The sequence below is a fragment of the Stappia sp. G46H5W genome, assembly GCF_058448995.1.
In genome coordinates this window covers 38,731-60,512 of record NZ_JBZFLL010000003.1, presented here as the reverse complement: position 1 = coordinate 60,512, position 21,782 = coordinate 38,731, and the positions used below count along the sequence as shown (strand labels likewise).

Genomic DNA, 21,782 nt, shown 5'->3' with positions numbered 1-21,782 from the left:
CATGGCGGTCCGGCGGCCGGGGACCATCGCTGAGCTTGCCGCCGGCGGCAAGCCGGCGCTCGCCCGCACGCTGTCGGCCATCGAGACAGCCGCGGCCGACCCTACGTTCCTGCAGCTTCTCGATGAGGCGGCAGGGGCGGCGGGCGGCCGCGTTCTCGGGCTTACCGGCCCGCCGGGCGTCGGCAAGTCGACGCTGACCAACGCCTTGATCCGCGCCTATCGGGCGCGAGGCGAGAGCATCGGCGTGATCGCCGTCGATCCTTCCTCACAGATCACCGGCGGGGCGCTGCTCGGCGACCGCACGCGGCTTTCCACCGACCCGGAAGACACGGGCGTCTTCGTGCGCTCCATGGCGGCGCGCGACCGGCTCGGCGGGCTTTCCGACCATGCCATCGCTGCCGTCGTCCTGATGCGCGCGGTGATGGACCGGGTGATCGTCGAATCCGTCGGCATCGGCCAGTCGGAGGCCGACGTTGCCCATGTCGCCGACACGCTGGCCCTGTGCATCCAGCCGGGCTCGGGCGACAGTCTGCAATTCATGAAAGCCGGAGTGATGGAACTGCCCGACCTGGTGCTGGTCACCAAGGCGGACATGGGCGCGCTGGCGCGGCGTGCAGCCGCGGACGTGCAGGGCGCGCTATCGCTGGCCCGCCCGGCGGGTGCCGGTCTGCCGGCGGTACTGACCGTCTCGGCGACGGCGGAGCAGGGGATCGCGGAGGCGGTCGCGGCGTGCGATGCTCATGCGGCAAAGCTGGAGGCCGCCGGAGAACTGGCCGGGCGCCGCAAGCGGCAGCAAAGACACTGGGTGGTCGATGCCGTCAACCGGCGTTTCGGTACGGTGGGGCGCGATGCTTGCGACATCGATGCTGCGCTGGCCGAGAGCGGCGGGCCGTTCCGTGCCATTGCACGGCTGGATGCGCAGCTGCGGACCCGGATTGCTCCCTGATCACGCCCTCAGCGGCACGCTCTGCTGGTCCTCGCCCGACAGGCGGGCCTCCGCCTGGGCGATGGCTGCCGGCGGGATCGGCCGCGACAGATAGAAGCCCTGCAGGCGGTCGCAATTGGTCCGCTGCAGGATCATCGCCTGCTGTCGGGTCTCGATGCCTTCTGCCACCACCTTCATGCCCAGTGCCTCTCCAAGGTCGATGATCGTCGACAGGATCGCATGGGCGTGCGGGGCGATTTCCAGGTCGGCAATGAAGGAGCGGTCGATCTTCAGCGTGTCGAAGGGGAAGCGGCGCAGGTAGCTGAGGCTCGAATAGCCGACGCCGAAATCGTCGAGGGCGACGCGCACGCCCATTTCCTGCACCTGGGTGAGGATCTTGAGAATGTCGTTGTCGTTGTCGGCAAAGACCGACTCGGTGACCTCGATCTCCAGCCGCGACGGCTCGAAATTGCAGGCCTCCAGCGTGCCGCGCAGATCCTCGATGAAGCGCGGATGGCGGAACTGGGTCGGCGAGACATTGACCGCAAGGCCAAGATGCGGCCAGGCGGCGGCGTCCTGGCAGGCACGGCGCAGCACATAGAGGCCCAGATCGTTGATGAGGCCGGTTTCTTCGGCGATCGGCACGAAGGTCGCCGGGCTGATCGCACCCATTTCCGGATCCGTCCAGCGCAGCAGGGCCTCGACCGACAGGACCTTGGTGCCGTCGATGGTGGTTTGCGGCTGGTAGACGACGTCGAGCTTGCTGCGGGCGATGGCATCGCGCAAGGCGTGCGCAAGGCTCTCGCGGGTGCGCACATGCTCTTCCATGCAGGCCTCGAAGAAGGCCCAGCGGCCGCGGCCGCTCGCCTTGGCGGAATAGAGCGCGATGTCCGCCTTGCGCAGCAGCTCGCCCATCGACAGGCTGTCTTCCGGGGCGATCGCGGCACCGACGCTCAGGCTGACATGCAGGTGGTTGCCGCCGATATACATCGGCACGGCAAAGCGATCCTGCATGCGCTTCAGTACCTGTTCGATCAGCTCCCGGGATTCGCAGCCGGGCAGCAGCAGGGCGAACTCGTCGCCGCTGATGCGCGCGAGCGTCGCCTCTTCCGGCACCAGCACGCGCAACCGGCGGGCCGCCTCGCGGATCACCTCGTCGCCAGCGGCATGTCCGAGCGTGTCGTTGATGTCCTTGAAGTGGTCGAGATCGATATAGATCACGCCAAGCAGGCCCTTCGCGGCATGCCAGCTTGCCAGCTCCTCGCGGAAGCTGCTGGCGAAATAGTCGCGGTTGGCAAGGCCGGTCAGGCTGTCATGCAGCGCGGCGTGCTGGGCCCGGGCCTCGCTTTCGGCGAGCCGGCGCGTGTTCTGGCGGGTGTAGAACAACACCAGGCCGGTGAGGCCGGCGATGGTCGCGGCAAGGAAGAACAGGATCGGCCCGACGCCCGACAGGATCGAAGAGCCCGGGTTCTCCGCCTGCCAGGCGAGATAGCCGATATTCTGGGCGCGCGGGTTGCGCAGCTCCATGCTTGCGGGGGTGCCGGCCGGATTGGTGATCGAACGCAAGCCGGTGATGCCCGAGCGTTCGGCCAGGGCTTCCAGCCGCTCGGAATCCAGTTTCTTGAGGCTGACGACCACGGCCGGGCCGCGGCGCTTGGACAGGAATTGCTTCAGCTCCGGGCTGATCGCCGTCGCCGCCACCATGGCCGGCTCGCCTTCGAAGGATGCCAGGCCGGTTTCGTACAGCGACCGGGTGAAGCCGCTCGGCGGGCGCTCGATGTAGAACAGGCCGGACGGCAGCCGGTCGAAACTGGCGATGAAGCGGGCCCGCGCCCGGGCCACCAGCGGCTTGATGTCATCGAGCAGCGCCGCGGTCTGTTCCACCGGCATGCGCTTGCCACGGACGGAATTGTAGATCGGGTTGCCGTCGATATCGATGATGATGGTCTGGTCGTGGCCGTAGTTGGCGAAGAGCCACAGGCCGATATTGCTGTCGAGCCAGTCGATGCTCAACGTCTCGGGCCGGGCGTAGAAAAACGACTGGTCCCAGACCGCGACGCCTTCCTGTTCCTTGGCCAGCAGCTCCAGCTGGAGGTTGGTGCTGCCTCGCAGAAGGGAGCGTTCACTGTTGAGGGCGGCGATGTCGGCGGACCGGGACGTATAGGCGATCAGCGCTACCGAAAACGCAATGGCGAGCAGCACCAGTCCCACAACGGGAAACAGGATAGCATTTGCCAGACGTGCGCCTGTGTCGGTTCGTGTCGCTACCATTGCGAGCCCCTCGATAATGCGGCGAAGGTGCCATGGCGGCTGTTAACAAATGACCATCAATGCTTGGTTAATCTGCGTAAACACCTGTTTTGAATTTCTTATCATCCGCAATGACTTAGCCCGTATTCTCATGTTTAGACGGTCGGTTGCGGTTCTCCCGGCAGCGTTGGGAGCAGTGGCGGACCTCATCCCATGCGAGGCGCCATTTGCGTCGCCACGCAAAGGGACGGCCGCAGGTCGCACAGACTTTCTTCGGCAGGTCGCCAGGCTTGCGCATCTTCATGGTTTGCGATCTTCGGCGGTGTCGAGCGCCAGCGAGAGCTGGCCGGTGTCGGGGGGCGAGCGCTTGCCGCGCGCGGGTACGGAAAGGCCGCTGCGCCGGCTGCCGTGACGTTGCTGGATGCGGTCGGCGGCATCGCGAAACCCGGTGGCGGCGCGCCGTCCCCAGACAGCCTCGCGAGCATGGCGTGCCGCCGCCAGATGGTCGACGATGGGGGCAGGATAGCGGCTGCCGAGCAGGCCTGCCGCGCCCTCCCACTTCCACGGCTCGTGAAGGAACCGGTCCGGCACCGGCGCCAGTTCCGGCACCCAGGCCCGCGTGAAGGTACCATCCGGGTCCTGGTCGATGCCCTGCTTCACCGGATTGTAGATGCGCACCGTGTTGATGCCGGTGGTGCCGGACTGCATCTGCACCTGCGGCCAGTGAATGCCCGGCTCGTAATCGGTGAACAGGCGGGCGAGATGCTCGCCCGGCCGGCGCCAGTCGAGCCACAGGTGGTAGCTCGCCACCGCCATCAGCATCGCGCGCATGCGGAAGTTCATCCAGCCGGTGGCGGTGAGCGCCCGCATGCAGGCATCGACGAAGGGCAGGCCGGTCTCTCCGCGCATCCAGGCGGCAAGGCGGGCCGGCTCGCTTTCCGCCGGCGGGCGCAGGCCGTCATAGGCGCGGTGCAGGTTGCGGAATTCCAGCGAGGGCGCATCCTCCAGCTTCTGCATGAAATGCGAACGCCAGTGCAGGCGGCCGTCGAACGAGGAGAGCGACTGTCGCCACCCGCGCGCGGATGCGGGGCCATCGCGCAAGGCACGCTGGCGGGTGCGGCAGGCCTGCAGCGTCTCGCGCAGCGACAGGGTGCCCAAGGCCAGATGCGGCGAGAGGCGTGAGCAGGCGTCGAAGGCAAGCACGGGGCTGGACATGGCCGCGCGGTACGGCTCGCCCCGGCGGTGGAGGAAGCTGTCGAGGCAGGCGAGGCCTGCCGGTCGGCCGCCAGGCTGTCGGCCGGGGCAGACGTCTGTCGCAAGTCCGAGGTCGGCAGCAGCCGGGATGCGCCCGGTATCGGCAAGCGAGAGCGGGGCGAGGACGGGAGCCGCGACCTGCGGCGCGGCCATGTCGCGCTCCCATCCTGCCGCCCAGCCGTCGCGGCTGCGCAGCCGGCGGGTCACGCCGTCCTGGCGCAGTTCGTGCCAGGGGACCCCATGCGCCCGGCACCACGCGCCGACCTGCCGGTCGCGGGCGAAGGTCCAGCCGTTGCCCGTCTCCTGATGCGACCACAGGACGGCGATGCCCCGCGCGGCATGGACGCGGGCGAGGACTTCGACCACCTCTCCATGACGAATGACCAGCGGCTGGCCGAGGCGGGCGAGATCCGCGTTGAGTGCGGTCAGGGCTTCGGCGACGAAAGCCCAGTGACGGGCGGACATGTCCACTTGCCGCCACAGGTTCGGTTCGACAACGAACAGGGGCAGGACGGGCCCACGCTCCGCCGCCCGCGCCAGCGGCTCGTGGTCATGGGTTCTGAGGTCGCGCTTGAACCAGACGACCTGCAAGGCAGGGGCGGGAGGGGAGGTCACGGCAATCGTCTTCGTCGGCAATGTCGAGCGTCGGCGAGCCCGGCGTTCAGGATCCGCCGGCGGGCGAGGGGTGGGTGGCGAGGCTGCGCTCGATGGCGGCGCGCAGGCGCGGGGAATCCGGCTCGGTCATCGGCGAGTACCAGTCCACCAGCCGGCCGTCGGGGCCGATCAGATATTTCTGGAAGTTCCAGCGCGGGGCGCCGAGCGGCCCGGCTTCGCGTGTCACCCACTTGTAGAAGGGCGTTGCCGCCTCGCCGCGCACCGAGGTCTTGTTGGTCAGCGGAAAGTCGACCCGGTAGGCGGAGCGTGTGAAGTCCTCGATGTCGCCCTCCGTGCCCGGCTCCTGTCCGCCGAAATCGTTGGAGGGGACGCCGATCACGACCAGCCCGCGGTCGCGATAGGTCTCGTACAGCGCCTGCAGCGGCGCATATTGCTGGGTGAAACTGCAGCGCGAGGCGGTGTTCACGACGAGGACGGTCTTGCCGCGATAGGCGGAGAGCGGCATTGCCGAGCCGTCGATTGCCGTCAGCGAGAAGTCGTGTGCGTTCGCCTGGTCCGCCCGAACGGGCGCGGGCAAGACCGCGCCAAGGGCGATGAGTGCACAGGCAAGGCTTGCAAGCAGACGGTTCATGGCCGGATCCTCCCGTTCGTCATGTGTTACGTTGAAAAAAGGCCGGCGGATTGCCGCTGCGGTTTCCGCGCCTGCTCGTGAAGAGCGGTGCATGGTCCGGAGAACGACGGATTGCATGCTGGGGCAGGGGCCATACATGCTCCCGCGCGACCGACTGCCACCCAAAGACGAGCCGGGACCGAGCTTTCATGGACATTCGAGCGGGCGCCACCAGCCATGACATGGTGGAGAACCGGACCTTCGACGAGATCGCGACCGGCGACAGCGCCGTGTTGCGTCGTACCCTCGTCCAGCAGGATATCGACCTGCTGGCGGTGATCGCGGGTGGGGGCAGCGGCGGAGAGGGGGCCAGCGCCGGCCCGATCGTCACGGGACTGGTGTCGCTGCTGGTTGCGACGGAATTGCCTGGGCCGGGCGGCGTGACGCTGGCGCAGGAGCTTGCCTTTCAGGGGCCGGTCTCCGCCGGCGATGCCCTGGTGCTGACGCTTGCCGTCACCGGGCGGGTAGCCGAGACGCGGGAACTGGTCCTGTCCTGCGAATGCCGCACCGAGGCGGGCCGGGCGGTCGCGTCCGGCACCATCCATGTGCGTGCACCGGACGAGAAGATCCGCCGGCCGAGGGTCGAACTGCCCGATATCCGCATGAGCCGGCACGAGCGGTTCCGCGCGCTGATGGCGGAAGCTGCCTCCAGTGCGCCGCCGGTTGCCGCCGTCGCCCATCCCTGCAGCGCGCCGGCCATTGCCGCCGCGGCGGAAGCGGCGGATGCCGGCATCGTCGTGCCGATCCTGGTCGGCCCGCGCGGGAGGATCGAGCAGGCCGCGGCCGAGGCGGGCGTTGCCATCGACCGGTTCCGCCTGGTGGAGGCGCCGCACAGCCACGCGGCCGCCGAAGCTGCGGTGGCGTTGGTGCGGTCCGGCGAAGCTGCGCTGCTGATGAAGGGGTCGCTGCATACGGACGAACTGCTGCACGCGGTTCTCGACCGGACCAAGGGGCTGCGAACCGAGCGGCGCCTGTCGCATGTCTATCTGATGGACGTGCCCGGCCATCCCCGGCCGCTGCTGGTAACCGATGCGGCGGTCAACATCGCTCCCGATCTCGCGATCAAGCGGGACATCATCCAGAACGCCATCGATCTTGCCCATGCGATGGGAATCGCGCTGCCGAAGGTGGCGATCCTGTCGGCGGTGGAAACCATCAACCCGAAGCTTGCCTCGACGCTGGACGCGGCAGCGCTCTGCAAGATGACGGACCGGGGCCAGATCACCGGCGGGCTCGTCGACGGCCCGCTGGCCTTCGACAATGCGATCAGCCTGGAGGCGGCGCGGGAAAAGGGCATCGTCTCGCCGGTGGCGGGCGAGGCCGACATCCTGGTGGTGCCGGATCTCGAGGCCGGCAACATTCTCGCCAAGCAGCTGACATTCCTGGCCGGGGCCGATGCCGCAGGCGTCGTCCTGGGCGCAAGGGTGCCGATCATCCTGACCAGCCGGGCGGACGCCGAGCGTACGCGCCTTGCCTCCTGCGCGGTCGCCGCGAAGCTCGCGCGTGCCCGTCTTGCCGCCGCCGGCGGGGAGGTCGGGGCATGAGCGGGCAGGGCGATACCGGCGCGATCCTGACGCTCAATGCCGGCTCTTCGAGTATCAAGCTGGCGATCTTCGACCTTGCCGCCGACGGGGCCCTGCAGCTCTGGCGGCGGGGCGAGCTGCGAGAGGATGGGGCGGGGCAGCGTTTCCGCCTGAAGGATGCACAAGGCGGGCTCCTGACCGATGAAACCTGGGCGGAAACGCGGTTCGAGGCCTCGCTCGATCATCTTCTGGCGCGGATCGACGCAGAACTGGCCGGGCGTCGTCTTGCCGGCATCGGCCACCGGGTGGTGCATGGCGGGGCGGGCCACCGGATGCCGGAGGAGGTGACGCCGGAGCTGCTGGAACTGCTCGGCGATCTGGCGGAGCTGGCGCCGCTGCATGTGCCGCACAATCTGGCGCCGATCCGGGAGATCGCCCGCACGCGGCCCGGCCTGCGGCAGGTCGTGTGTTTCGACACGGCCTTTCACCGCACGATGCCGGCGGTTGCGACGCGCTTTGCCCTGCCGCGCGAGTTCGAGCGGCGCGGCATCCGCCGCTACGGGTTCCATGGCCTGTCCTACGAGTACGTGTCGCGGCGGCTGGCGATGCTGTCGCCGCGCGTCCATGGCGGGCGCGTGATCGCCGCGCATCTGGGCAACGGCGCCAGCATGTGCGGCTTGAGGGGCGGCGAGAGCGTCGACACGACCATGGGCTTCACGGCGCTGGACGGCCTGGTGATGGGAACGCGCTGCGGCGCGCTCGATCCGGGAGCCTTGCTGCATCTGATGCGATGGGAGGGGCTCTCCATCGACGATACGGAGCGGCTGCTCTACACCCGCGCCGGTTTGCTGGGCCTGTCCGGCATTTCCAACGACATGCGGGTTCTGCTGGAGAGCACGGAGCCGGCGGCGGCGGAGGCGATCGACGTCTTCGTCCATCGCATCGTGCGCGAAGCGGGGGCGCTGGCCAGCGTGCTCGGCGGGCTCGACGGCTTCGTCTTCACCGCAGGCATCGGCGAGAACGCGCCGGAAATCCGCGAGCGGGTCTGCGAGCGGCTGGGTTGGCTCGGCGTGCGGCTCGACAGGGCTGCGAATGCGGACGGGGCGCCGGTCATCTCCACGCCGGACAGCGGCGTCGAGGTGCGGGTGATCGCCACCGACGAGGAGGCGATGATCGCGGAGCATGTCCGCGACCTGCCGGCTTTGTGAGGAAAGACCAGCCTTCGCCGGTCAGGCGATGGCGAGAGAGGCGATCTTGAGCTCGTCGGAGACCTCTTCGGCCTCGCGCGCGACCTGCTCTGCCGTCTCGGCCGCGACCTCGGGAACAAGATTGGCGGCGCGGAAGCCCTCGCGGGCATAGTCCTCGAGCGCGTCGCTGCAGAACTCGCTGCAGGCGGCCACGACATCGCCCGGCTGGCGTGCCTGCAGCAGGCGCTCTGCGAGACGGACGTCCTTTTCCACCCGCAGGCGCAGGAAGTCGACCATCTCGACCTGACGGTCCAGCGTCGCGCGCAGCGCCTCGGATTGCATGCGGCCGATCAGGACCAGCGGGTTGCAATAGGCCATTTCGAACGGGACGAGGCTGGCATTGACGCCATCCCCGGAAACGGTCTTTCGAGTATCTGCCATTGTTGCGGACCTCCCTGCGAGCGTCCCTGTGTAGGGGACGGGATCATTGCGGTCGTCCACGACCGCGAGGATCATCCTAGCGTCGGCGTGTGGCAGAACGTTGATAAACGTCAAGCGCAGCTGCGACGGGGTGTCGCTGTCCGTGAGCTGTTTGAAGCGCGCTGCCGGAGCGTCAGATCAGCTGCAGGCCGCGGAAGCTGGCATGGCCGTCGCGCCCGACGATGATGTGATCGTGCAGGACGATGCCCAGCGTGCCGGCAATATCGGCGATCTGCTTGGTCATCTGGATGTCGGCGCGCGATGGTGTCGGGTCGCCGGACGGGTGGTTGTGCACCAGGATCAGGGCACTGGCCGACAGTTCCAGCGCCCGCTTCATCACCTCGCGCGGATAGACCGGCGTGTGGTCGACGGTGCCGCGCTGCTGCACCTCGTCGGCGATCAGCGCGTTCTTCTTGTCGAGGAAGAGGATGCGGAACTCTTCCCGGTCGGAAAAGGCCATGGCGGTGCGCACATAGTCGATCACCTGCGACCAGGACGACAGCACGGTGCGCTCGCGAACCTGGCCGCGCAGGAAGCGCTCGGCCACCGCATGGGCGAGCTTCAGCTCGTCCACCACCCGGTCGCCGACGCCGCGCACTTCCTTGAGGCGGGCCGGCGGAGCGGCCAGCACCTCGGCGAAGGAGCCGAAGCGGTCGATCAGCGCCTTGGCGACGGGCTTGGTATCGGCGCGGCGGATCGGCGAGAACAGCAGCAGCTCCAGCAACTCGTAATCCTGCAGCGCCGCGTGGCCGCCTTCGCGGAAACGCTGGCGCAGCCGGTCGCGGTGCCCATGGAAATGCGGAGCGACGCCAGCATCGGAAAAGCCGTCGTCGGTGCCGTTCATTCCGCCCCCCTCCCGTGGTGCCGTCGTCAGCTGCGACCGAAGGTCAGCGGATTGTCGAGGCCCGCGGGCGACAGGGTGAAGATCTCGCAGCCCGTCGCGGTGATCCCGACCGAGTGCTCGAACTGGGCCGACAGCGAGCGGTCGCGCGTGACGGCGGTCCAGCCGTCGCCGAGCACCTTCACATGCGGCCGGCCGAGATTGACCATCGGTTCGATGGTGAAGATCATTCCCGGCTTCAGCTCGATGCCTTCGCCCGGGCGGCCGTAATGCAGGATGTTCGGCATGTCGTGGAACAGCCGGCCGACGCCGTGGCCGCAGAAGTCGCGCACCACCGAGCAGCGCTCGGCCTCGACGAAACTCTGGATCGCGTGGCCGATGTCGCCGGTGGTCTTGCCGGGGCGGGCCATCTCGATGCCGCGGAGCAGCGATTCGTAGGTGACCTCCACCAGACGCTCGGCCGCGCGCTTCAGCTTGCCGACCGCGTACATGCGGCTGGAATCGCCGTGCCAGCCGTCGAGGATGTAGGTGACGTCGATGTTGACGATGTCGCCTTCCTTGAGCGGCTTGTCGTTGGGGATGCCGTGGCAGACGACGTGGTTGATCGAGGTGCAGGTCGACTTGGTGTAGCCGCGATAGTTCAGCGTCGCCGGCAGGGCGCCGTTCTCCACGCCGAAGCGGTAGACGAAATCGTCGATCTCCTGGGTGGTGACGCCGGGCACGATCTTCTCGACCAGTGCGTCGAGGCAGCGGGCCGTCAGCTGCCCGGCCTTGTGCATGCCGGCGAAGTCCTCCGGGCCGTAGAGGCGGATCTGGCCGGTGTTCTTCAGGGGAGCCGTTGCGGCGTCGATATAGGTGACCATGCGAGATGCTCGTCCGGGCTGTTCGTGTCGCGGGCCCCACCGCCCGCCACGCCGCCGGGTCCGCGGCTGCTCCACCGGTGCGCGGCGCACGGGTGAAGAGGTCGGGGCGGGACTGGCTCCGCCGGGATTTCCAATAGCCTTAAAACGCGCGGGCGCGGGGCGCAATCCGCTTTCGCCGCAAGGTTGAGCGGCGCCGGGCGCGGAGCTGACGCAGGACGCTTGCCGGTGCAAGGCGCGCTTCCCTCTTGCGTCCCCCCGAAGGTGCTTGTACCCAAAGCGGGCGCGGACGTGGTGGAACCGGTAGACACAAGGGACTTAAAATCCCTCGGCCTTGGCCATGCGGGTTCGAGTCCCGCCGTCCGTACCAAGGATTGCCGCCACGCATCGCAAGACGGGACGACGATCGCAGATCCCGGACGACGCCAGACGACGAAAGACGCCATTCCGTGATTTCGCTTCGCCCCGTGCTCAACGTCCTCGGTTTTCTCTATGTGGGTCTGGCGACGGCCATGCTGATCCCGGCAATGGTCGACGTCGCCGCGCGCAACGCCGACTGGCAGGCCTTCGTCCTGTCGGCGCTGATCACCGGCCTGATCGGTCTGCTGTTGTCCGTCGCCGTCGGCGGCGCGCTGACCGACGGTCTCGACATCCGCCAGACCTTCATCCTGACGACCCTGTCCTGGCTGACGCTGCCGGCCTTCGGGGCGCTGCCCTTCCTGTGGCTCGGCATCGGCTATGCGGACGCGGTGTTCGAGGCGGTCTCGGGCTTCACGACGACCGGATCGACCGTGCTGTCCGGCCTCGACAGCCTGCCGCCGGGATTGCTGGTCTGGCGCTCCCTGATGCAGTGGATGGGCGGCGTCGGCATCGTCGTCATGGCCATCGTGCTGCTGCCGTTCCTGCGCATCGGCGGCATGCAGCTGTTCCAGAGCGAGAGTTCCGACCGCAGCGAGAAGATCGTCGCGCGCTCGGTCGAACTGATCCGTCTGTTCGGGATCACCTATCTGTTCCTGACCTTCGTCTGCGTGCTGGCCTTCCTTCTGACCGGCATGACCGTGTTCGACGCGATCAACCACGCGATGACCACGATCTCGACCGGGGGATATTCCACGCATGACCTGTCCTTCGGCTATTTCACCGATCCGGCGGCCGGCTGGGTCGCGGTGACCTTCATGCTGATCGGCGCGCTGCCCTTCGTCCTTATCATCCAGGCACTGCGGGGACGCCCGCTGGTGCTGTGGAACGATCCCCAGGTGCGCGCGCTGCTCGGCCTCGTGGTGCTGACCTCGCTGGCGGTAACCGTCTATCTCGGCGCGGCGCTGGAGATGAACTTCTCCGAGGCGCTGCTCGCCTCGACGTTCAACATCGTCTCGATCATCACGACGACCGGCTTCGCCATGGGCGACTACACTACCTGGGGCCCGCCGGTGATCGGCCTTGCGCTGCTGCTGACCTTCGTCGGCGGCTGCACCGGGTCCACATCCGGCGGTATCAAGATCTTCCGCTTCCTGGTGTTCTTCGGCACGGTGCGGGCGCATGTGCGCCGGATGGTCAGACCGAACCGGGTGATGTCGGAGCAATACGCCAATACCCGCCTGACGCCGGAACTGTCCTTCTCGGTCCTTGCGTTTCTCGTCGTCTACATGGGCTCGGTCGGCACGATCACGCTGGCCCTGTCGGGCTTCGGCCTCGACATTGTCACGGCGTTGTCGGCTGCGGCGACCGCGATCTCCAATGTCGGCCCGGGGCTCGGCCCGATCATCGGGCCGGCCGGCAACTTCGCCCCGCTGCCCGATGGCGCCAAGTGGATCCTGTCCTTTGCCATGCTGATGGGCCGGCTCGAGCTGTTCACCGTGCTGGTGCTGCTCGATCCCGACTTCTGGTCGCGCTGAGCCCGTTCAACTGACTGGAGTTTTCCCTTGCGCTTTGCCTCTCCCCTCGTGCCCGGCCGGCTGGTCAAGCGCTACAAGCGGTTCCTTGCCGATGTCATCCTCGACAGCGGCGAGGAGGTAACGGCGCACTGCGCCAATCCCGGTTCGATGCTGGGGCTGCGCGAGCCGGGCGCCCGGGTCTATCTGTCGATCTCCGACAATCCGGCGCGCAAGCTGAAGTACTCCTGGGAGATCGTGGAGGCGGACGGGGCGCTGGTCGGTATCAATACCGCCCATCCGAATGCCCTGGTCGAGGAAGCGCTTCGCGCCGGCCTGATCGCGGAGCTTGCCGGCTTCACCTCGCTGCGCCGCGAAGTGAAATACGGCCGCAACTCGCGCATCGACATCCTGCTCGAGGGGGCGGATGGCCGCCCGGTCTATGTCGAGGTGAAGAACGTCCACCTGATGCGGCAGGCGGGACTGGCAGAGTTTCCGGATTCGGTCACCGCGCGCGGCGCCAAGCATCTCGTCGAGATGGGAGACATGGTGGCGGAAGGGGCGCGGGCGGCTATGGTCTATCTGGTGCAGCGGCCGGACTGCGACCGGCTCTCCTTTGCAGCAGATCTCGACCCGGCCTATGCCGCGGCCTTTGCCGAGGCGCGATCGCGCGGTGTCGAGGCCTATGCGATCGGTTGCCGGATCACGCCGGAAGAAATCGTCGCAGAGCAGCGGGTGAGCCTGCTGCCATAAACGGAAAACGGGCCCGTTGGCGGGCCCGCGACCGTGTTTTCACAAAGCAAAAAACGAGAAGCGACGCCTCCTCAGGCGACGCCGCTATTGTCCTGCAGGACGACGATCGGGGTGTCGTTCGGCACCCGTGCCGCAAGGTCGATGACATCCTGGTTCATCAGGCGCACGCAGCCCGAAGACACGGCCTTGCCGATGGTCCAGTACTCCATCGTTCCGTGGATGCGGTAGATGGTGTCGCGGTTGCCTTCGAAAATGTACAGCGCGCGGGCGCCGAGCGGGTTCTGCAGTCCCGGCTCCATGCCGTTGCGATAGGGTTCCAGCTCCGGCTGGCGGGCGATCATCTCGGCCGGCGGGGTCCAGCGCGGCCAGGCGCGCTTGTAGGCGATGCGGGCACGCCCGCCCCAATCGAAGCCGGCGCGGCCGATGCCGACGCCATAGCGCAGGGCCTGGCCATTCTCCATCACCAGGTAGAGGAACCGGTTCGGCGTGTCGACGATCAGCGTGCCGGCGCGTTCCTGGGTGCGATAGGGCACGACCTGACGGAAGTAGACCGGATTGACGCGGCGCAGATCAACGGCCGGAATCGGGAACTTCTCTTCCGGCATCGCCGCGTACATCTGCAGGTAGTACGGGTCGATCACCTGAGCCGGCGCCGTGGCAGAAGCCGCCTGGATACGCGGGTTGTTGCCCGTGCTCTGGCAGCCGGCAAGAGCCAACGCGCCGAGACCGACAAGGGCGGTGCGACGCGACATGAGGGTGTTGCCGGATGCGGGAAGAGAGCCGGCGCGCGGGAGAATCTCGTGTGTCATACCGAGGTTATAGGCTGAGAAATTGCGCCGAAATATGGGCACGGTAATAACTTTCCTGCGAGTGCAGGGCTGACCTGCACTCGCAGAAGACCTGTGTGACCAAATTGACGCTGGGTTCTTCAGCCCTGGCTGCTGGTTGCGATCGGCGGCTGGAACTGCCAGCCCATGTCCCAGGGGAAATAGATCCAGGTGTCCTGGGAGACCTCGGTGACGAAAGTGTCGACCAGCGGACGGCCCATCGGCTTGGCGTAGACGGTGGCGAAATGGGCCTCGGGCAGCATTTCGCGGACAACGCGGGCGGTCTTGCCGGTGTCGACCAGATCGTCGATGACCAGCACGCCGGACCCCTTGCCGCCATTGAGATCGACGACCTGCTTGTCGATGGTCTTCAGGACCTGCAATTCGCCCTGGTTCTCGTAGTCATGATAGGAGGCGACACAAACCGTCTCGATCAGCCGGATGCCGAGCTCGCGCGCGACGATGGCCGCGGGCACCAGGCCGCCGCGGGTGATGCAGACGATGGCCTGCCACTTGCCCTGGCTGGACAGGCGCCATGCAAGGGCGCGGCAGTCGCGGTGGAACTGGTCCCAGGAGACGGGGAAGGCTTTCGGAGCTTGCGGGTTTTCCATGCGGGTCGTGTCCTGTCGTTCGGCAGTACGTAAAGGGTTAGCGGGTGGTGGCGGCGACGGCGGCGCGCACCGCCTCGGCCGCCTGCCGCAGCAACTCTGCGTCGCGCGAACGCACGACGATCTGAGTGGAGAAACGCCCGTCGATGGAGCGCGGGTAGGAGCCGATCATCACGCCGGAATGCGCGTCCTGTATTTCGCGCAGGCTCGCTGCGATGCGGCTTTCCGGCAGATCGGCGTCAACGGTTTCCGACAGCATCCGCGTGCCGGTTTTCAGCGTCGGGGCGACGGCGTCGAGCATCGCCTGCATGATCGAGGGGACGCCGGCCATGACATGCACGTTGCCGATGCGGAAGCCGGGGGCCTTCGAGACGGAGTTCTCGATGAGATCAGCGCCTTGCGGGATGCGCGCCATGCGCAGGCGCGCCTCGGTCAGCTGGCCTTCGGGATAGAAGTTGCGAAGGATCTCGACGGCGCGCGGATCGTGATCGATCGGCACGCCGAAGGCCTTGGCCATCGAATCGGCGGTGATGTCGTCGTGGGTCGGGCCGATGCCGCCGGAGGTGAAGACGTAGGTGTAGCGGGCGCTGAGCTCGCGCACGGCCTCGACGATGCGCTCTTCCACATCCGGCACCACGCGGACCTCGGACAGGTCGATGCCGATCGCGGTGAGATACTCGGCGAGGTAGCCGATATTCTTGTCCTTGGTGCGCCCGGACAGGATCTCGTCGCCGATGACGAGAAAGCCTGCGGTCACGATGTCCTGGTCAGCCGACATGCCCACCCACTCCTGGATCCACGTTTCGCATCCGACCCGGCGCCATCGGCATGGGCAGCTGCGCCCGCGGGCGTGGTCAGGCGCCCGGAGGCCGCCATCCATATAGCCAATCGAGCCGCGCGAGAAGACGTTCCGAAGGCAAGGACCGCATCACCATGTCGCGGGCAAAGGCCAAGGGACCGCTCATGTGGTAGATGCGGTCGTTGGAGCCGGCCAGGCGCACGACCCGCTCCGCCCGATCCTGCCGTTCGGCCTCGTAGGCGCGCAGCGCCCGGGGAATGTCGGCCGAGCCCTGGTCGAGATGACGCGCCAGCGCTTCCGCATCCTCGATGGCCATCGCGGCCCCCTGGGCGGCGAAGGGGAGCATCGCATGGGCGGCATCGCCGAGCAGAGCAAAGCGCCCGTCCACCCAGCTCGTGCCCGGATCCATCGAGCAAAGGGCCCATTTCAGCCAGGAGGCGGGAAGCGAGAGCAGCTCGCGGCAGGCGCCGGGCCAGTCGCGGAAACGTTCGAGCAGGGCATCCCTGTCGGCCGGGCCGGACCACACTTCTTCCTGCCAGTCCTCTTCGACCAGCGCGACGAGATTGAAGTACTCGCCGCCGCAGACGGGGTAGTGGACCACATGGGCGCGCGGGCCGAGCCACAGGCCGGTGACGTTGCGCCAGCGATCGGGAACGTCGCTCGCCGGGATGACGGCACGATAGGCGGTTCGTCCGGAAAACGCGGCCGGGCGCAGGCCCATGACGCGGCGGCGCACCGTCGACCAGACGCCATCGGCGCCGATCAGGGTCGCGCCGGTGTCATGATCGAGCGGAGTATCCGCACCCGCATCGCCGTCGGCGTGTTCGAGTTCCAGCTTGATCCTGTCGGCGTTCTGCGCAGCTCCGCGCAGGCGCGTGCCGAGGCGCAGCGTGATGCCGGCGGAGGCGCGGGCCGCCTTCAGCAGCACGTCCTGCAGGTCCGCCCGGTGGATGACGAGATAGGGCGCGCCATAGCGCTTTTCCGCGATCTTCCCGAGCGGGATCTCGGCGACGGGGGCATCGCTGCGCCAGGTCATGACCTCAATGGCGCGGGGGGCGACCACATGGGGCAGCAGCGCGTCCTCGAGGCCGAGTTGGCGCAGCACCTGCATCGTATTCGGGGGAAGCTGGAGGCCGGAACCGACGGGGAGCAGTTCGCTCGCCTGCTCGATCACCGTCACGGGCCGCGCGCGCCGCGACAGGCACAAGGCGGCCGTCAGGCCGCCGATGCCCGCGCCGGCGATGAAGATACGGTTCGCATCGGAGTGGGACTGCGCCATGCGCGGGCCTTGCGCCGGACGCTGGTCAGGCGGCTTCCGGGGCCCAGACGCAGTCGGCCGGCTCCGCCTGATGGGCGCTCAGGGACGGATTGTAGCGGTAAAGCGTCGAGCAGTAGGGGCAGATGATCTCGTTGTCGTCGCCCATGTCCAGGAAGACATGCGGATGGTCGAAGGGCGGGCGAGCACCAACGCACTGGAACTCCTTCGCGCCGATCTCGATCGACTCCAGGCCGCGGTCATTCTGGAAATGGGGAATTACAGCATGCGCCATCGCATCCATCCGTCGTTCAGCATGTCCTGCAGGATTTGCCGGACCATACGCAGGAAGGAGAGGTTTGAACAGGGGGAAGTGGCAGGTTCGCCACAACTGCGGCGACCGGAAGCAGGGAGGGCGGATCGACGCGCGCGACACGGCCGGCGGGCGGGATGCAGGCTTTTCATCCGCAGTCTTGCGCATTATCGTGGGACTCCGTTTTTTTACGTTTACGTCAAGGTAAAGGCCCAGATGCCCCATTTCGAATCCGCCGGTCTCCGCCTCGCTTATCTGGACGAGGGGCGGGGCGAGCCGATCCTGCTCATCCACGGCTTTGCCTCCAACAAGCATGTGAACTGGGTCTATCCCGGCTGGGTGAAGCTGCTGACGGAGGCCGGGCGCCGCGTCATCGCCATCGACAATCGCGGCCATGGCGAAAGCGACGGCAGCCACGACCCCGACGATTACGGCGCGCCGACCATGGCCGAGGACACACGGCGGTTGCTGGACCATCTGGGCATCGAGCGCACGGATGTGATGGGCTATTCGATGGGCGCGCGGATTTCCGCCTTCCTGACGCTCAATCACCCCCAGCGGGTGCGCAGCGCCGTCTTCGGCGGGCTCGGCTACGGAATGATCACCGGTGTCGGCGATCCCGAGCCGATTGCCGCGGGGCTCGAGGCCGAGAAGCTGTCGGACGTCACGGATCGGGGCGCACGCGCCTTCCGCGCCTTCGCCGAGCAGACCAATTCCGACCGGTTCGCCCTTGCCGCCTGCATGCGTTCCTCGCGGCAGAAGATCACCGAGGATGAGGTCTCCCGCATCACCCAGCCGGTCCTGGTGGCCGTCGGTACCAAGGACGAGATCGCCGGCTCGCCGGAAAAGCTGGCCGGGCTGATGCCGAGGGCGAAGGTGCTGGAGATCCCGGGCCGCGACCACATGATCGCTGTGGGCGACAAGGTCTACAAGGCGGGCGTCATCGACTTCCTGGAGAGCCTGGCGCGAGAGGGGGTTGCATGAACCGTGAAACCGTCACGCTGACCGGCGCGGAAGACAACCGTCTCGTCGCCGATGTCCATGGTGCCGGCGGGCAGCCCGTGCTGCTGCTCCATGGCGGCGGCCAGACGCGCCATGCCTGGGAGGGGACCGGCGAGCGGCTTGCCGCGCGCGGGCTTGCCGCATGGTGTCTCGACCAGCGCGGGCACGGCGACAGCGACTGGGTCGACAGCGGCGCCTACCAGTTCCGCGACTTCGGCCGCGACGTGGTGGCGGTGTGCGATCAGATCGCCGCGCGGTCCGGCGCAATGCCCATCGGCATCGGAGCGTCGCTCGGCGGTATGGCCAGCCTGCTGGCCGAGGGGAAGTTGCGGCCCGGTACGCTGTCGGCTCTTGTGCTCGTCGACGTGACGCCGCGGATGGATCCGGCGGGCGTGCACAAGGTGATCTCGTTCATGGCCGACCGGGCGGAGGCGGGCTTCGGCACGGTGGAAGAGGCGGCTGATGCCATCGCCCGCTACCTGCCGCATCGCAAGCGCCCCGAGCGGCTCGACGGGCTGGCCAAGAACCTGCGCCTTCATGATGACGGGCGCTATCGCTGGCACTGGGATCCGCGTTTCCTCGGCGACCGGCGCGGCCGTCCGGTAGACCCGGACGAGGGCATCGAAGAAAGCGTCGAGGACGAGCTGGTGCGCGCGGCGCGGTCGCTGACGATACCGGTGTTGCTGGTGCGCGGAACACGCTCCGAGCTGGTCACCGAGGCTCAGGTGGACGAGTTCCTGACCATGGTTCCGCACGCGGAATACACCGATGTCGCAGGGGCGGGGCACATGGTTGCGGGCGACCGCAACGACGCCTTCGCGGGGGCCGTGGTTACCTTCCTCGACCGGCTGCGGGCCGCCTGAGCACGCTCGCAGCTCAGGGCTTCCCGGGCGACTTTTCCCATATCCGAACCGGAGCCTGAGCGCCTTGAGGTGCGCGGAGCGCTGCCCTTCGTGCTGGGGCGGGTGCGTGCGTTCGCGCGGGCATTCCAGCGTCTTTCTTCACAAATCGATTCAGGTTTGCAGGCGGAGCAATCTCTTCGGATTTCTTCCGATAAAGCAATGGCTTGTATGGTTAATCCGAAGTTAATGTGAAGGATCGGCGCATGCGAAATGTGAACTTGAAGATTTTTCTTCAAGCTCCTGATCCTGCGATATTTTTCAGTCAGACTTAAAGTGGTCTGTCAGCTGTGCGCTGAGGATCCGATTCAGGGCCTTCACGAAGAGAATCAAGCCGGATCGGGCGACAGGGAATCATTCCGGATTCCGCCGGTCAAGTGCCCGGTCAGCAAAGCCAGTGCGTGTCCCGGGTCTTTATCGACGCTGCAAGGAATCGGTTAACAAAATGACTCCGCGTCAGCGGGCGTCGCGGTTGCGACGAAGAAAGCGCGCCCGCCACCGCCGGTATCGCCCGTGATGGTTAATTGCCGGTGAATTCCGGTGCGCGCTTCTCCATGAAGGCCGTTCGCCCTTCGACGAAATCGCGGCTGTCGAAGCAGGTATCGGCAAGAGCCTGGCAGGCGGCGAGCTCCTCGCCGGACAGGCGCGCGGTGAGGGCGTCGATGCCGGCTCTGGCCGCGCGAAGGGTGAGGGGCGCACCGCTGGCGATCTCGCCGGCGAGGCGTCGGGCCTCCGCCTCCAGGGTGCCGGCCGGGGCGACGACGTCGAGGAACCCGAAACGTTCGGCCTCCTGCACGCCGATGCGCCGGGCGGTGAAGAAGAGGAGCTTGGCGCGCGAGGGGCCGAGCAGCCGTACGACATCGGCGATCGCGGTGGGCGGATAGCCGACGCCGAGGCGGGCGGCGGGTATGCCGAAGCTGGCGCCGTCCTCGGCGATGCGCAGGTCGCAGGCAGCCGCAAGACCGAAGCCGCCGCCGAGACAGAAGCCGCGGATCATCGCCAGCGTGGGGAGCCGCGCATTGCGCAGCGCATCGAAGGCGGCCGCGTTCGAGGCCTCGTAGGCGCGCGCGGAGGCGGCGTCTTTGCGAAGGGTGGCGAACTCGGAAATATCGGCTCCGGCGATGAACGTCTCCTCGCCCGCGCCGCGCAGCACGATGACCCGCACGCGCGGGTCGGCGGCAAGCTCGGTCACCGCCTTCGGGATGGCCTGCCACATGGCAAGCGTGATTGCGTTCTTGCGGGCCGGGTTGTTTACCTCCAGCCAGCCGATGCGATCCTCGATGAAGGTGGCGATGCGGGCGGGGCGGGTGTCGGCGGGGCTATCCGTCATGTCGGGTCCGGGGCTGCAAAACGGTCGGGTCCTGACGTGGTTATCGCAAGCTGTTGCGACCCAGTCCATTCGAAGGAGACGGAAGACCTGCTCCCGAGACGGTGATGCGTACTGCAAGCTACGTGAAATGACCGTTACGGCAGGCTTGACCTATGGCCTTGCCAGCATAGATCGCGGTAGGATGGCACCAACACTCTGTGCTTGGAGGGAGCGCGATCCGCCTGCCGGACGTGGCTCCATAAGGAGGCGGACATGCCGCAAACCAATCCCCTTGCCGAGGCGCCGGCCCTGCCGCGCCATGACCCTGTATGGAGCCAGTTGCGCGAAGAGGCCGAAGCGATGGTTCGCTGCGAGCCGGCGCTGGCCTCCTTCGCCTACGAGACCGTGCTCAATCACGACCGACTGGAAGAGGCCGTCGTCCACCGGCTCGCCGACCGGCTCGGCCACGTAGTGGTCTCGCCCTCGCTGATCCGCCAGACCTATCTGGAGGCGCTGCAGGACTCGCGTGCGCTGGCCGAGGCCTTCCGCGTCGACCTGGTTGCCGTCTACGACCGCGACCCGGCCTGCACCCGGCTGCTGGAGCCGCTGCTCTACTTCAAGGGCTTCCACGCCCTGCAGACGCACCGTTTGGCCAACTGGCTGTGGAAGCGCGGGCGCAAGGACTTCGCGCTCTATTTGCAGAGCCGGTGCTCGGAAGCCTTCCAGGTGGACATCCATCCGGCCGTGCCGGTCGGCGTCGGCGTCTTCGTCGACCACGCCACGGGCATCGTCGTCGGTGCGACGGCGCAGATCGGCGACAACGTCTCGATCCTGCAGAACGTGACGCTGGGCGGCACGGGCAAGGAAGAGGGCGACCGTCACCCGAAGATCCGCAACGGCGTGCTGCTTGGTGCCGGCGCGAAGGTGCTGGGCAATATCGAGATCGGCCATTGCTCGAAGGTCGCGTCCGGCTCGGTGGTGCTGATGGACGTGCCGCCGAACTCCACCGTTGCCGGTGTGCCGGCACGGGTGGTGGGGGCGGCCGGCTGCGCCGAACCCTCGCGCACCATGGACCAGCTCCTTTCGGCGGACAGCGAGAAGGGCTGATCCTCCGCACTGGCTCGGTGCTTCTTGTGCGGAGCGCCTGCCAGTTGAGCGAACAGGCAGGGCGCGCCGTTCCTCCATTGGGGGAAAGGCGCGCTTTTTTCTTGGTTCGTGCGGCCGAATGTGTAGGTTCGGGGCCATTCCGGCATGGCCGGCAACTCGTTCGGGCGCGGATGCGATGTCCGTGCCCCAGAAAGGAGCCTTTCGTGAAGCCAGACGAGATCCGCAAGCTCGAGGCCTACCTCCAGAAGAAGTTCGAGCTTCCGAAGCTTGTCGTTCGTGCGCGCCCGAAGAAGGACGATTCCGCCGAGGTCTATATCGGCGAGGAGTTCATCGGCGTGATCTACCGGGACGACGACGATGACGACGACCTGAGCTGGAACTTCCAGATGGCGATCCTGTCGTACGATCTCGACGAGGCCTGAGCCGGACGGCAT

22 protein-coding genes and 1 tRNA gene are annotated in these 21,782 nt (G+C 67.3%); 10 read left to right on the top strand and 13 right to left on the bottom strand.

What is annotated here, in order from left to right; genetic code table 11:
* Position 1 precedes the first annotated feature (1 nt).
* Positions 2 to 946 carry a GTPase domain-containing protein gene (locus tag ACVJ6E_RS10490; protein ID WP_120267351.1) on the top strand — a complete coding sequence of 315 codons (945 nt, stop codon included), beginning with the start codon at positions 2 to 4 and terminating at the stop codon, positions 944 to 946.
* Here the strand turns inward: ACVJ6E_RS10490 and ACVJ6E_RS10485 are convergent, their stop codons facing one another.
* From ACVJ6E_RS10485 to ACVJ6E_RS10470, 4 genes are all read right to left on the bottom strand, one after another.
* Positions 947 to 3,196, bottom strand: a complete 2,250-nt coding sequence (locus ACVJ6E_RS10485) for a bifunctional diguanylate cyclase/phosphodiesterase (RefSeq protein ID WP_120267352.1) — start codon at positions 3,194 to 3,196, stop codon at positions 947 to 949.
* Positions 3,197 to 3,311: 115 nt separating this feature from the next.
* Positions 3,312 to 3,473, bottom strand: coding sequence for a DUF2256 domain-containing protein (locus ACVJ6E_RS10480; protein WP_120268303.1), 162 nt, complete (start codon positions 3,471 to 3,473; stop codon positions 3,312 to 3,314).
* A gap of 2 nt (positions 3,474 to 3,475) precedes the next feature.
* Entirely contained in the window at positions 3,476 to 5,044 is a 1,569-nt protein-coding gene (locus tag ACVJ6E_RS10475; protein WP_208996610.1) for a cryptochrome/photolyase family protein, read from the bottom strand.
* A 46-nt stretch (positions 5,045 to 5,090) separates the two neighbouring features.
* Complete coding sequence (locus ACVJ6E_RS10470; protein ID WP_120267354.1) at positions 5,091 to 5,675, bottom strand: glutathione peroxidase; 585 nt, start codon at positions 5,673 to 5,675, stop codon at positions 5,091 to 5,093.
* A gap of 188 nt (positions 5,676 to 5,863) precedes the next feature.
* On the opposite strand from ACVJ6E_RS10470, the gene ACVJ6E_RS10465 reads away from it, so the two are divergent.
* The gene (locus tag ACVJ6E_RS10465) at positions 5,864 to 7,258 is read left to right on the top strand and encodes a bifunctional enoyl-CoA hydratase/phosphate acetyltransferase (protein ID WP_199680983.1); all 1,395 of its coding nucleotides are present in this window, start codon (positions 5,864 to 5,866) and stop codon (positions 7,256 to 7,258) included.
* The gene (locus tag ACVJ6E_RS10460; RefSeq protein ID WP_120267355.1) at positions 7,255 to 8,445 is read left to right on the top strand and encodes an acetate/propionate family kinase; all 1,191 of its coding nucleotides are present in this window, start codon (positions 7,255 to 7,257) and stop codon (positions 8,443 to 8,445) included. The genes ACVJ6E_RS10465 and ACVJ6E_RS10460 overlap by 4 nt, the downstream gene beginning before the upstream one ends.
* 21 nt (positions 8,446 to 8,466) lie before the next feature.
* On the opposite strand, the gene ACVJ6E_RS10455 is transcribed toward ACVJ6E_RS10460, so the two are convergent.
* The 3 genes from ACVJ6E_RS10455 to map all read right to left on the bottom strand — a co-directional run bounded on the left by ACVJ6E_RS10455 (position 8,467) and on the right by map (position 10,608).
* Positions 8,467 to 8,865, bottom strand: coding sequence for a hypothetical protein (locus ACVJ6E_RS10455; protein ID WP_120267356.1), 399 nt, complete (start codon positions 8,863 to 8,865; stop codon positions 8,467 to 8,469).
* A 172-nt stretch (positions 8,866 to 9,037) separates the two neighbouring features.
* Positions 9,038 to 9,748 (bottom strand): RadC family protein, encoded by a 711-nt coding sequence (gene radC / locus ACVJ6E_RS10450; protein WP_120267357.1) that lies wholly within the window; start codon positions 9,746 to 9,748, stop codon positions 9,038 to 9,040.
* Positions 9,749 to 9,774: 26 nt separating this feature from the next.
* Positions 9,775 to 10,608 carry a type I methionyl aminopeptidase gene (map, locus tag ACVJ6E_RS10445; RefSeq protein ID WP_120267358.1) on the bottom strand — a complete coding sequence of 278 codons (834 nt, stop codon included), beginning with the start codon at positions 10,606 to 10,608 and terminating at the stop codon, positions 9,775 to 9,777.
* Positions 10,609 to 10,890: 282 nt separating this feature from the next.
* Between map and ACVJ6E_RS10440 the strand changes: the two genes are divergently transcribed.
* The 3 genes from ACVJ6E_RS10440 (at position 10,891) to sfsA (ending at position 13,229) form a co-directional block, all read left to right on the top strand.
* Positions 10,891 to 10,975, top strand: a tRNA-Leu gene (locus ACVJ6E_RS10440).
* 79 nt (positions 10,976 to 11,054) lie between these two features.
* A complete protein-coding gene (locus ACVJ6E_RS10435; protein ID WP_371811399.1) occupies positions 11,055 to 12,500 on the top strand; it encodes a TrkH family potassium uptake protein in 1,446 nt (481 codons plus the stop codon).
* A gap of 27 nt (positions 12,501 to 12,527) precedes the next feature.
* Entirely contained in the window at positions 12,528 to 13,229 is a 702-nt protein-coding gene (gene sfsA, locus ACVJ6E_RS10430; RefSeq protein WP_120267359.1) for a DNA/RNA nuclease SfsA, read from the top strand.
* Positions 13,230 to 13,300: 71 nt separating this feature from the next.
* On the opposite strand, the gene ACVJ6E_RS10425 is transcribed toward sfsA, so the two are convergent.
* The 5 genes from ACVJ6E_RS10425 to ACVJ6E_RS10405 all read right to left on the bottom strand — a co-directional run bounded on the left by ACVJ6E_RS10425 (position 13,301) and on the right by ACVJ6E_RS10405 (position 17,013).
* Complete coding sequence (locus ACVJ6E_RS10425; RefSeq protein ID WP_120267360.1) at positions 13,301 to 13,981, bottom strand: L,D-transpeptidase; 681 nt, start codon at positions 13,979 to 13,981, stop codon at positions 13,301 to 13,303.
* Between the two features lie 176 nt (positions 13,982 to 14,157).
* Positions 14,158 to 14,667 carry a xanthine phosphoribosyltransferase gene (gene gpt, locus ACVJ6E_RS10420; protein ID WP_120267361.1) on the bottom strand — a complete coding sequence of 170 codons (510 nt, stop codon included), beginning with the start codon at positions 14,665 to 14,667 and terminating at the stop codon, positions 14,158 to 14,160.
* 37 nt (positions 14,668 to 14,704) lie between these two features.
* Positions 14,705 to 15,442, bottom strand: coding sequence for a competence/damage-inducible protein A (locus ACVJ6E_RS10415; protein WP_120267362.1), 738 nt, complete (start codon positions 15,440 to 15,442; stop codon positions 14,705 to 14,707).
* A 76-nt stretch (positions 15,443 to 15,518) separates the two neighbouring features.
* Entirely contained in the window at positions 15,519 to 16,742 is a 1,224-nt protein-coding gene (locus ACVJ6E_RS10410) for an FAD-dependent monooxygenase (RefSeq protein WP_120267363.1), read from the bottom strand.
* Positions 16,743 to 16,767: 25 nt separating this feature from the next.
* Positions 16,768 to 17,013 carry a zinc-finger domain-containing protein gene (locus tag ACVJ6E_RS10405; RefSeq protein ID WP_185925565.1) on the bottom strand — a complete coding sequence of 82 codons (246 nt, stop codon included), beginning with the start codon at positions 17,011 to 17,013 and terminating at the stop codon, positions 16,768 to 16,770.
* A 234-nt stretch (positions 17,014 to 17,247) separates the two neighbouring features.
* On the opposite strand from ACVJ6E_RS10405, the gene ACVJ6E_RS10400 reads away from it, so the two are divergent.
* Both ACVJ6E_RS10400 and ACVJ6E_RS10395 read left to right on the top strand, forming a co-directional pair.
* Positions 17,248 to 18,015 carry an alpha/beta hydrolase gene (locus tag ACVJ6E_RS10400; protein ID WP_120267365.1) on the top strand — a complete coding sequence of 256 codons (768 nt, stop codon included), beginning with the start codon at positions 17,248 to 17,250 and terminating at the stop codon, positions 18,013 to 18,015.
* Positions 18,012 to 18,896 carry an alpha/beta fold hydrolase gene (locus ACVJ6E_RS10395; RefSeq protein ID WP_120267366.1) on the top strand — a complete coding sequence of 295 codons (885 nt, stop codon included), beginning with the start codon at positions 18,012 to 18,014 and terminating at the stop codon, positions 18,894 to 18,896. The genes ACVJ6E_RS10400 and ACVJ6E_RS10395 overlap by 4 nt, the downstream gene beginning before the upstream one ends.
* A gap of 556 nt (positions 18,897 to 19,452) precedes the next feature.
* Here the strand turns inward: ACVJ6E_RS10395 and ACVJ6E_RS10390 are convergent.
* The gene (locus ACVJ6E_RS10390) at positions 19,453 to 20,262 is read right to left on the bottom strand and encodes an enoyl-CoA hydratase (protein ID WP_120267367.1); all 810 of its coding nucleotides are present in this window, start codon (positions 20,260 to 20,262) and stop codon (positions 19,453 to 19,455) included.
* A 252-nt stretch (positions 20,263 to 20,514) separates the two neighbouring features.
* Between ACVJ6E_RS10390 and cysE the strand changes: the two genes are divergently transcribed.
* Both cysE and ACVJ6E_RS10380 read left to right on the top strand, forming a co-directional pair.
* Positions 20,515 to 21,348 carry a serine O-acetyltransferase gene (gene cysE / locus ACVJ6E_RS10385; protein ID WP_120267368.1) on the top strand — a complete coding sequence of 278 codons (834 nt, stop codon included), beginning with the start codon at positions 20,515 to 20,517 and terminating at the stop codon, positions 21,346 to 21,348.
* Positions 21,349 to 21,551: 203 nt separating this feature from the next.
* Complete coding sequence (locus tag ACVJ6E_RS10380) at positions 21,552 to 21,770, top strand: DUF3126 family protein (protein ID WP_067216731.1); 219 nt, start codon at positions 21,552 to 21,554, stop codon at positions 21,768 to 21,770.
* The last annotated feature ends 12 nt before the right edge of the window (positions 21,771 to 21,782 follow it).

Coding starts and splice junctions, on each gene's coding strand:
- ACVJ6E_RS10395 (WP_120267366.1), top strand. CDS start 18,012: ATGAACCGTGAAACCGTCACGCTGACCGGCGCGGAAGACAACCGTCTC.
- cysE (WP_120267368.1), top strand. CDS start 20,515: ATGCCGCAAACCAATCCCCTTGCCGAGGCGCCGGCCCTGCCGCGCCAT.
- ACVJ6E_RS10460 (WP_120267355.1), top strand. CDS start 7,255: ATGAGCGGGCAGGGCGATACCGGCGCGATCCTGACGCTCAATGCCGGC.
- map (WP_120267358.1), bottom strand. CDS start 10,608: ATGGTCACCTATATCGACGCCGCAACGGCTCCCCTGAAGAACACCGGC.
- ACVJ6E_RS10415 (WP_120267362.1), bottom strand. CDS start 15,442: ATGTCGGCTGACCAGGACATCGTGACCGCAGGCTTTCTCGTCATCGGC.
- ACVJ6E_RS10425 (WP_120267360.1), bottom strand. CDS start 13,981: ATGTCGCGTCGCACCGCCCTTGTCGGTCTCGGCGCGTTGGCTCTTGCC.
- ACVJ6E_RS10410 (WP_120267363.1), bottom strand. CDS start 16,742: ATGGCGCAGTCCCACTCCGATGCGAACCGTATCTTCATCGCCGGCGCG.
- ACVJ6E_RS10470 (WP_120267354.1), bottom strand. CDS start 5,675: ATGAACCGTCTGCTTGCAAGCCTTGCCTGTGCACTCATCGCCCTTGGC.
- ACVJ6E_RS10485 (WP_120267352.1), bottom strand. CDS start 3,196: ATGGTAGCGACACGAACCGACACAGGCGCACGTCTGGCAAATGCTATC.
- ACVJ6E_RS10480 (WP_120268303.1), bottom strand. CDS start 3,473: ATGCGCAAGCCTGGCGACCTGCCGAAGAAAGTCTGTGCGACCTGCGGC.
- gpt (WP_120267361.1), bottom strand. CDS start 14,667: ATGGAAAACCCGCAAGCTCCGAAAGCCTTCCCCGTCTCCTGGGACCAG.
- ACVJ6E_RS10455 (WP_120267356.1), bottom strand. CDS start 8,865: ATGGCAGATACTCGAAAGACCGTTTCCGGGGATGGCGTCAATGCCAGC.
- radC (WP_120267357.1), bottom strand. CDS start 9,748: ATGAACGGCACCGACGACGGCTTTTCCGATGCTGGCGTCGCTCCGCAT.
- ACVJ6E_RS10405 (WP_185925565.1), bottom strand. CDS start 17,013: ATGGCGCATGCTGTAATTCCCCATTTCCAGAATGACCGCGGCCTGGAG.
- ACVJ6E_RS10465 (WP_199680983.1), top strand. CDS start 5,864: ATGGACATTCGAGCGGGCGCCACCAGCCATGACATGGTGGAGAACCGG.
- ACVJ6E_RS10390 (WP_120267367.1), bottom strand. CDS start 20,262: ATGACGGATAGCCCCGCCGACACCCGCCCCGCCCGCATCGCCACCTTC.
- ACVJ6E_RS10400 (WP_120267365.1), top strand. CDS start 17,248: ATGCCCCATTTCGAATCCGCCGGTCTCCGCCTCGCTTATCTGGACGAG.
- ACVJ6E_RS10490 (WP_120267351.1), top strand. CDS start 2: ATGGCGGTCCGGCGGCCGGGGACCATCGCTGAGCTTGCCGCCGGCGGC.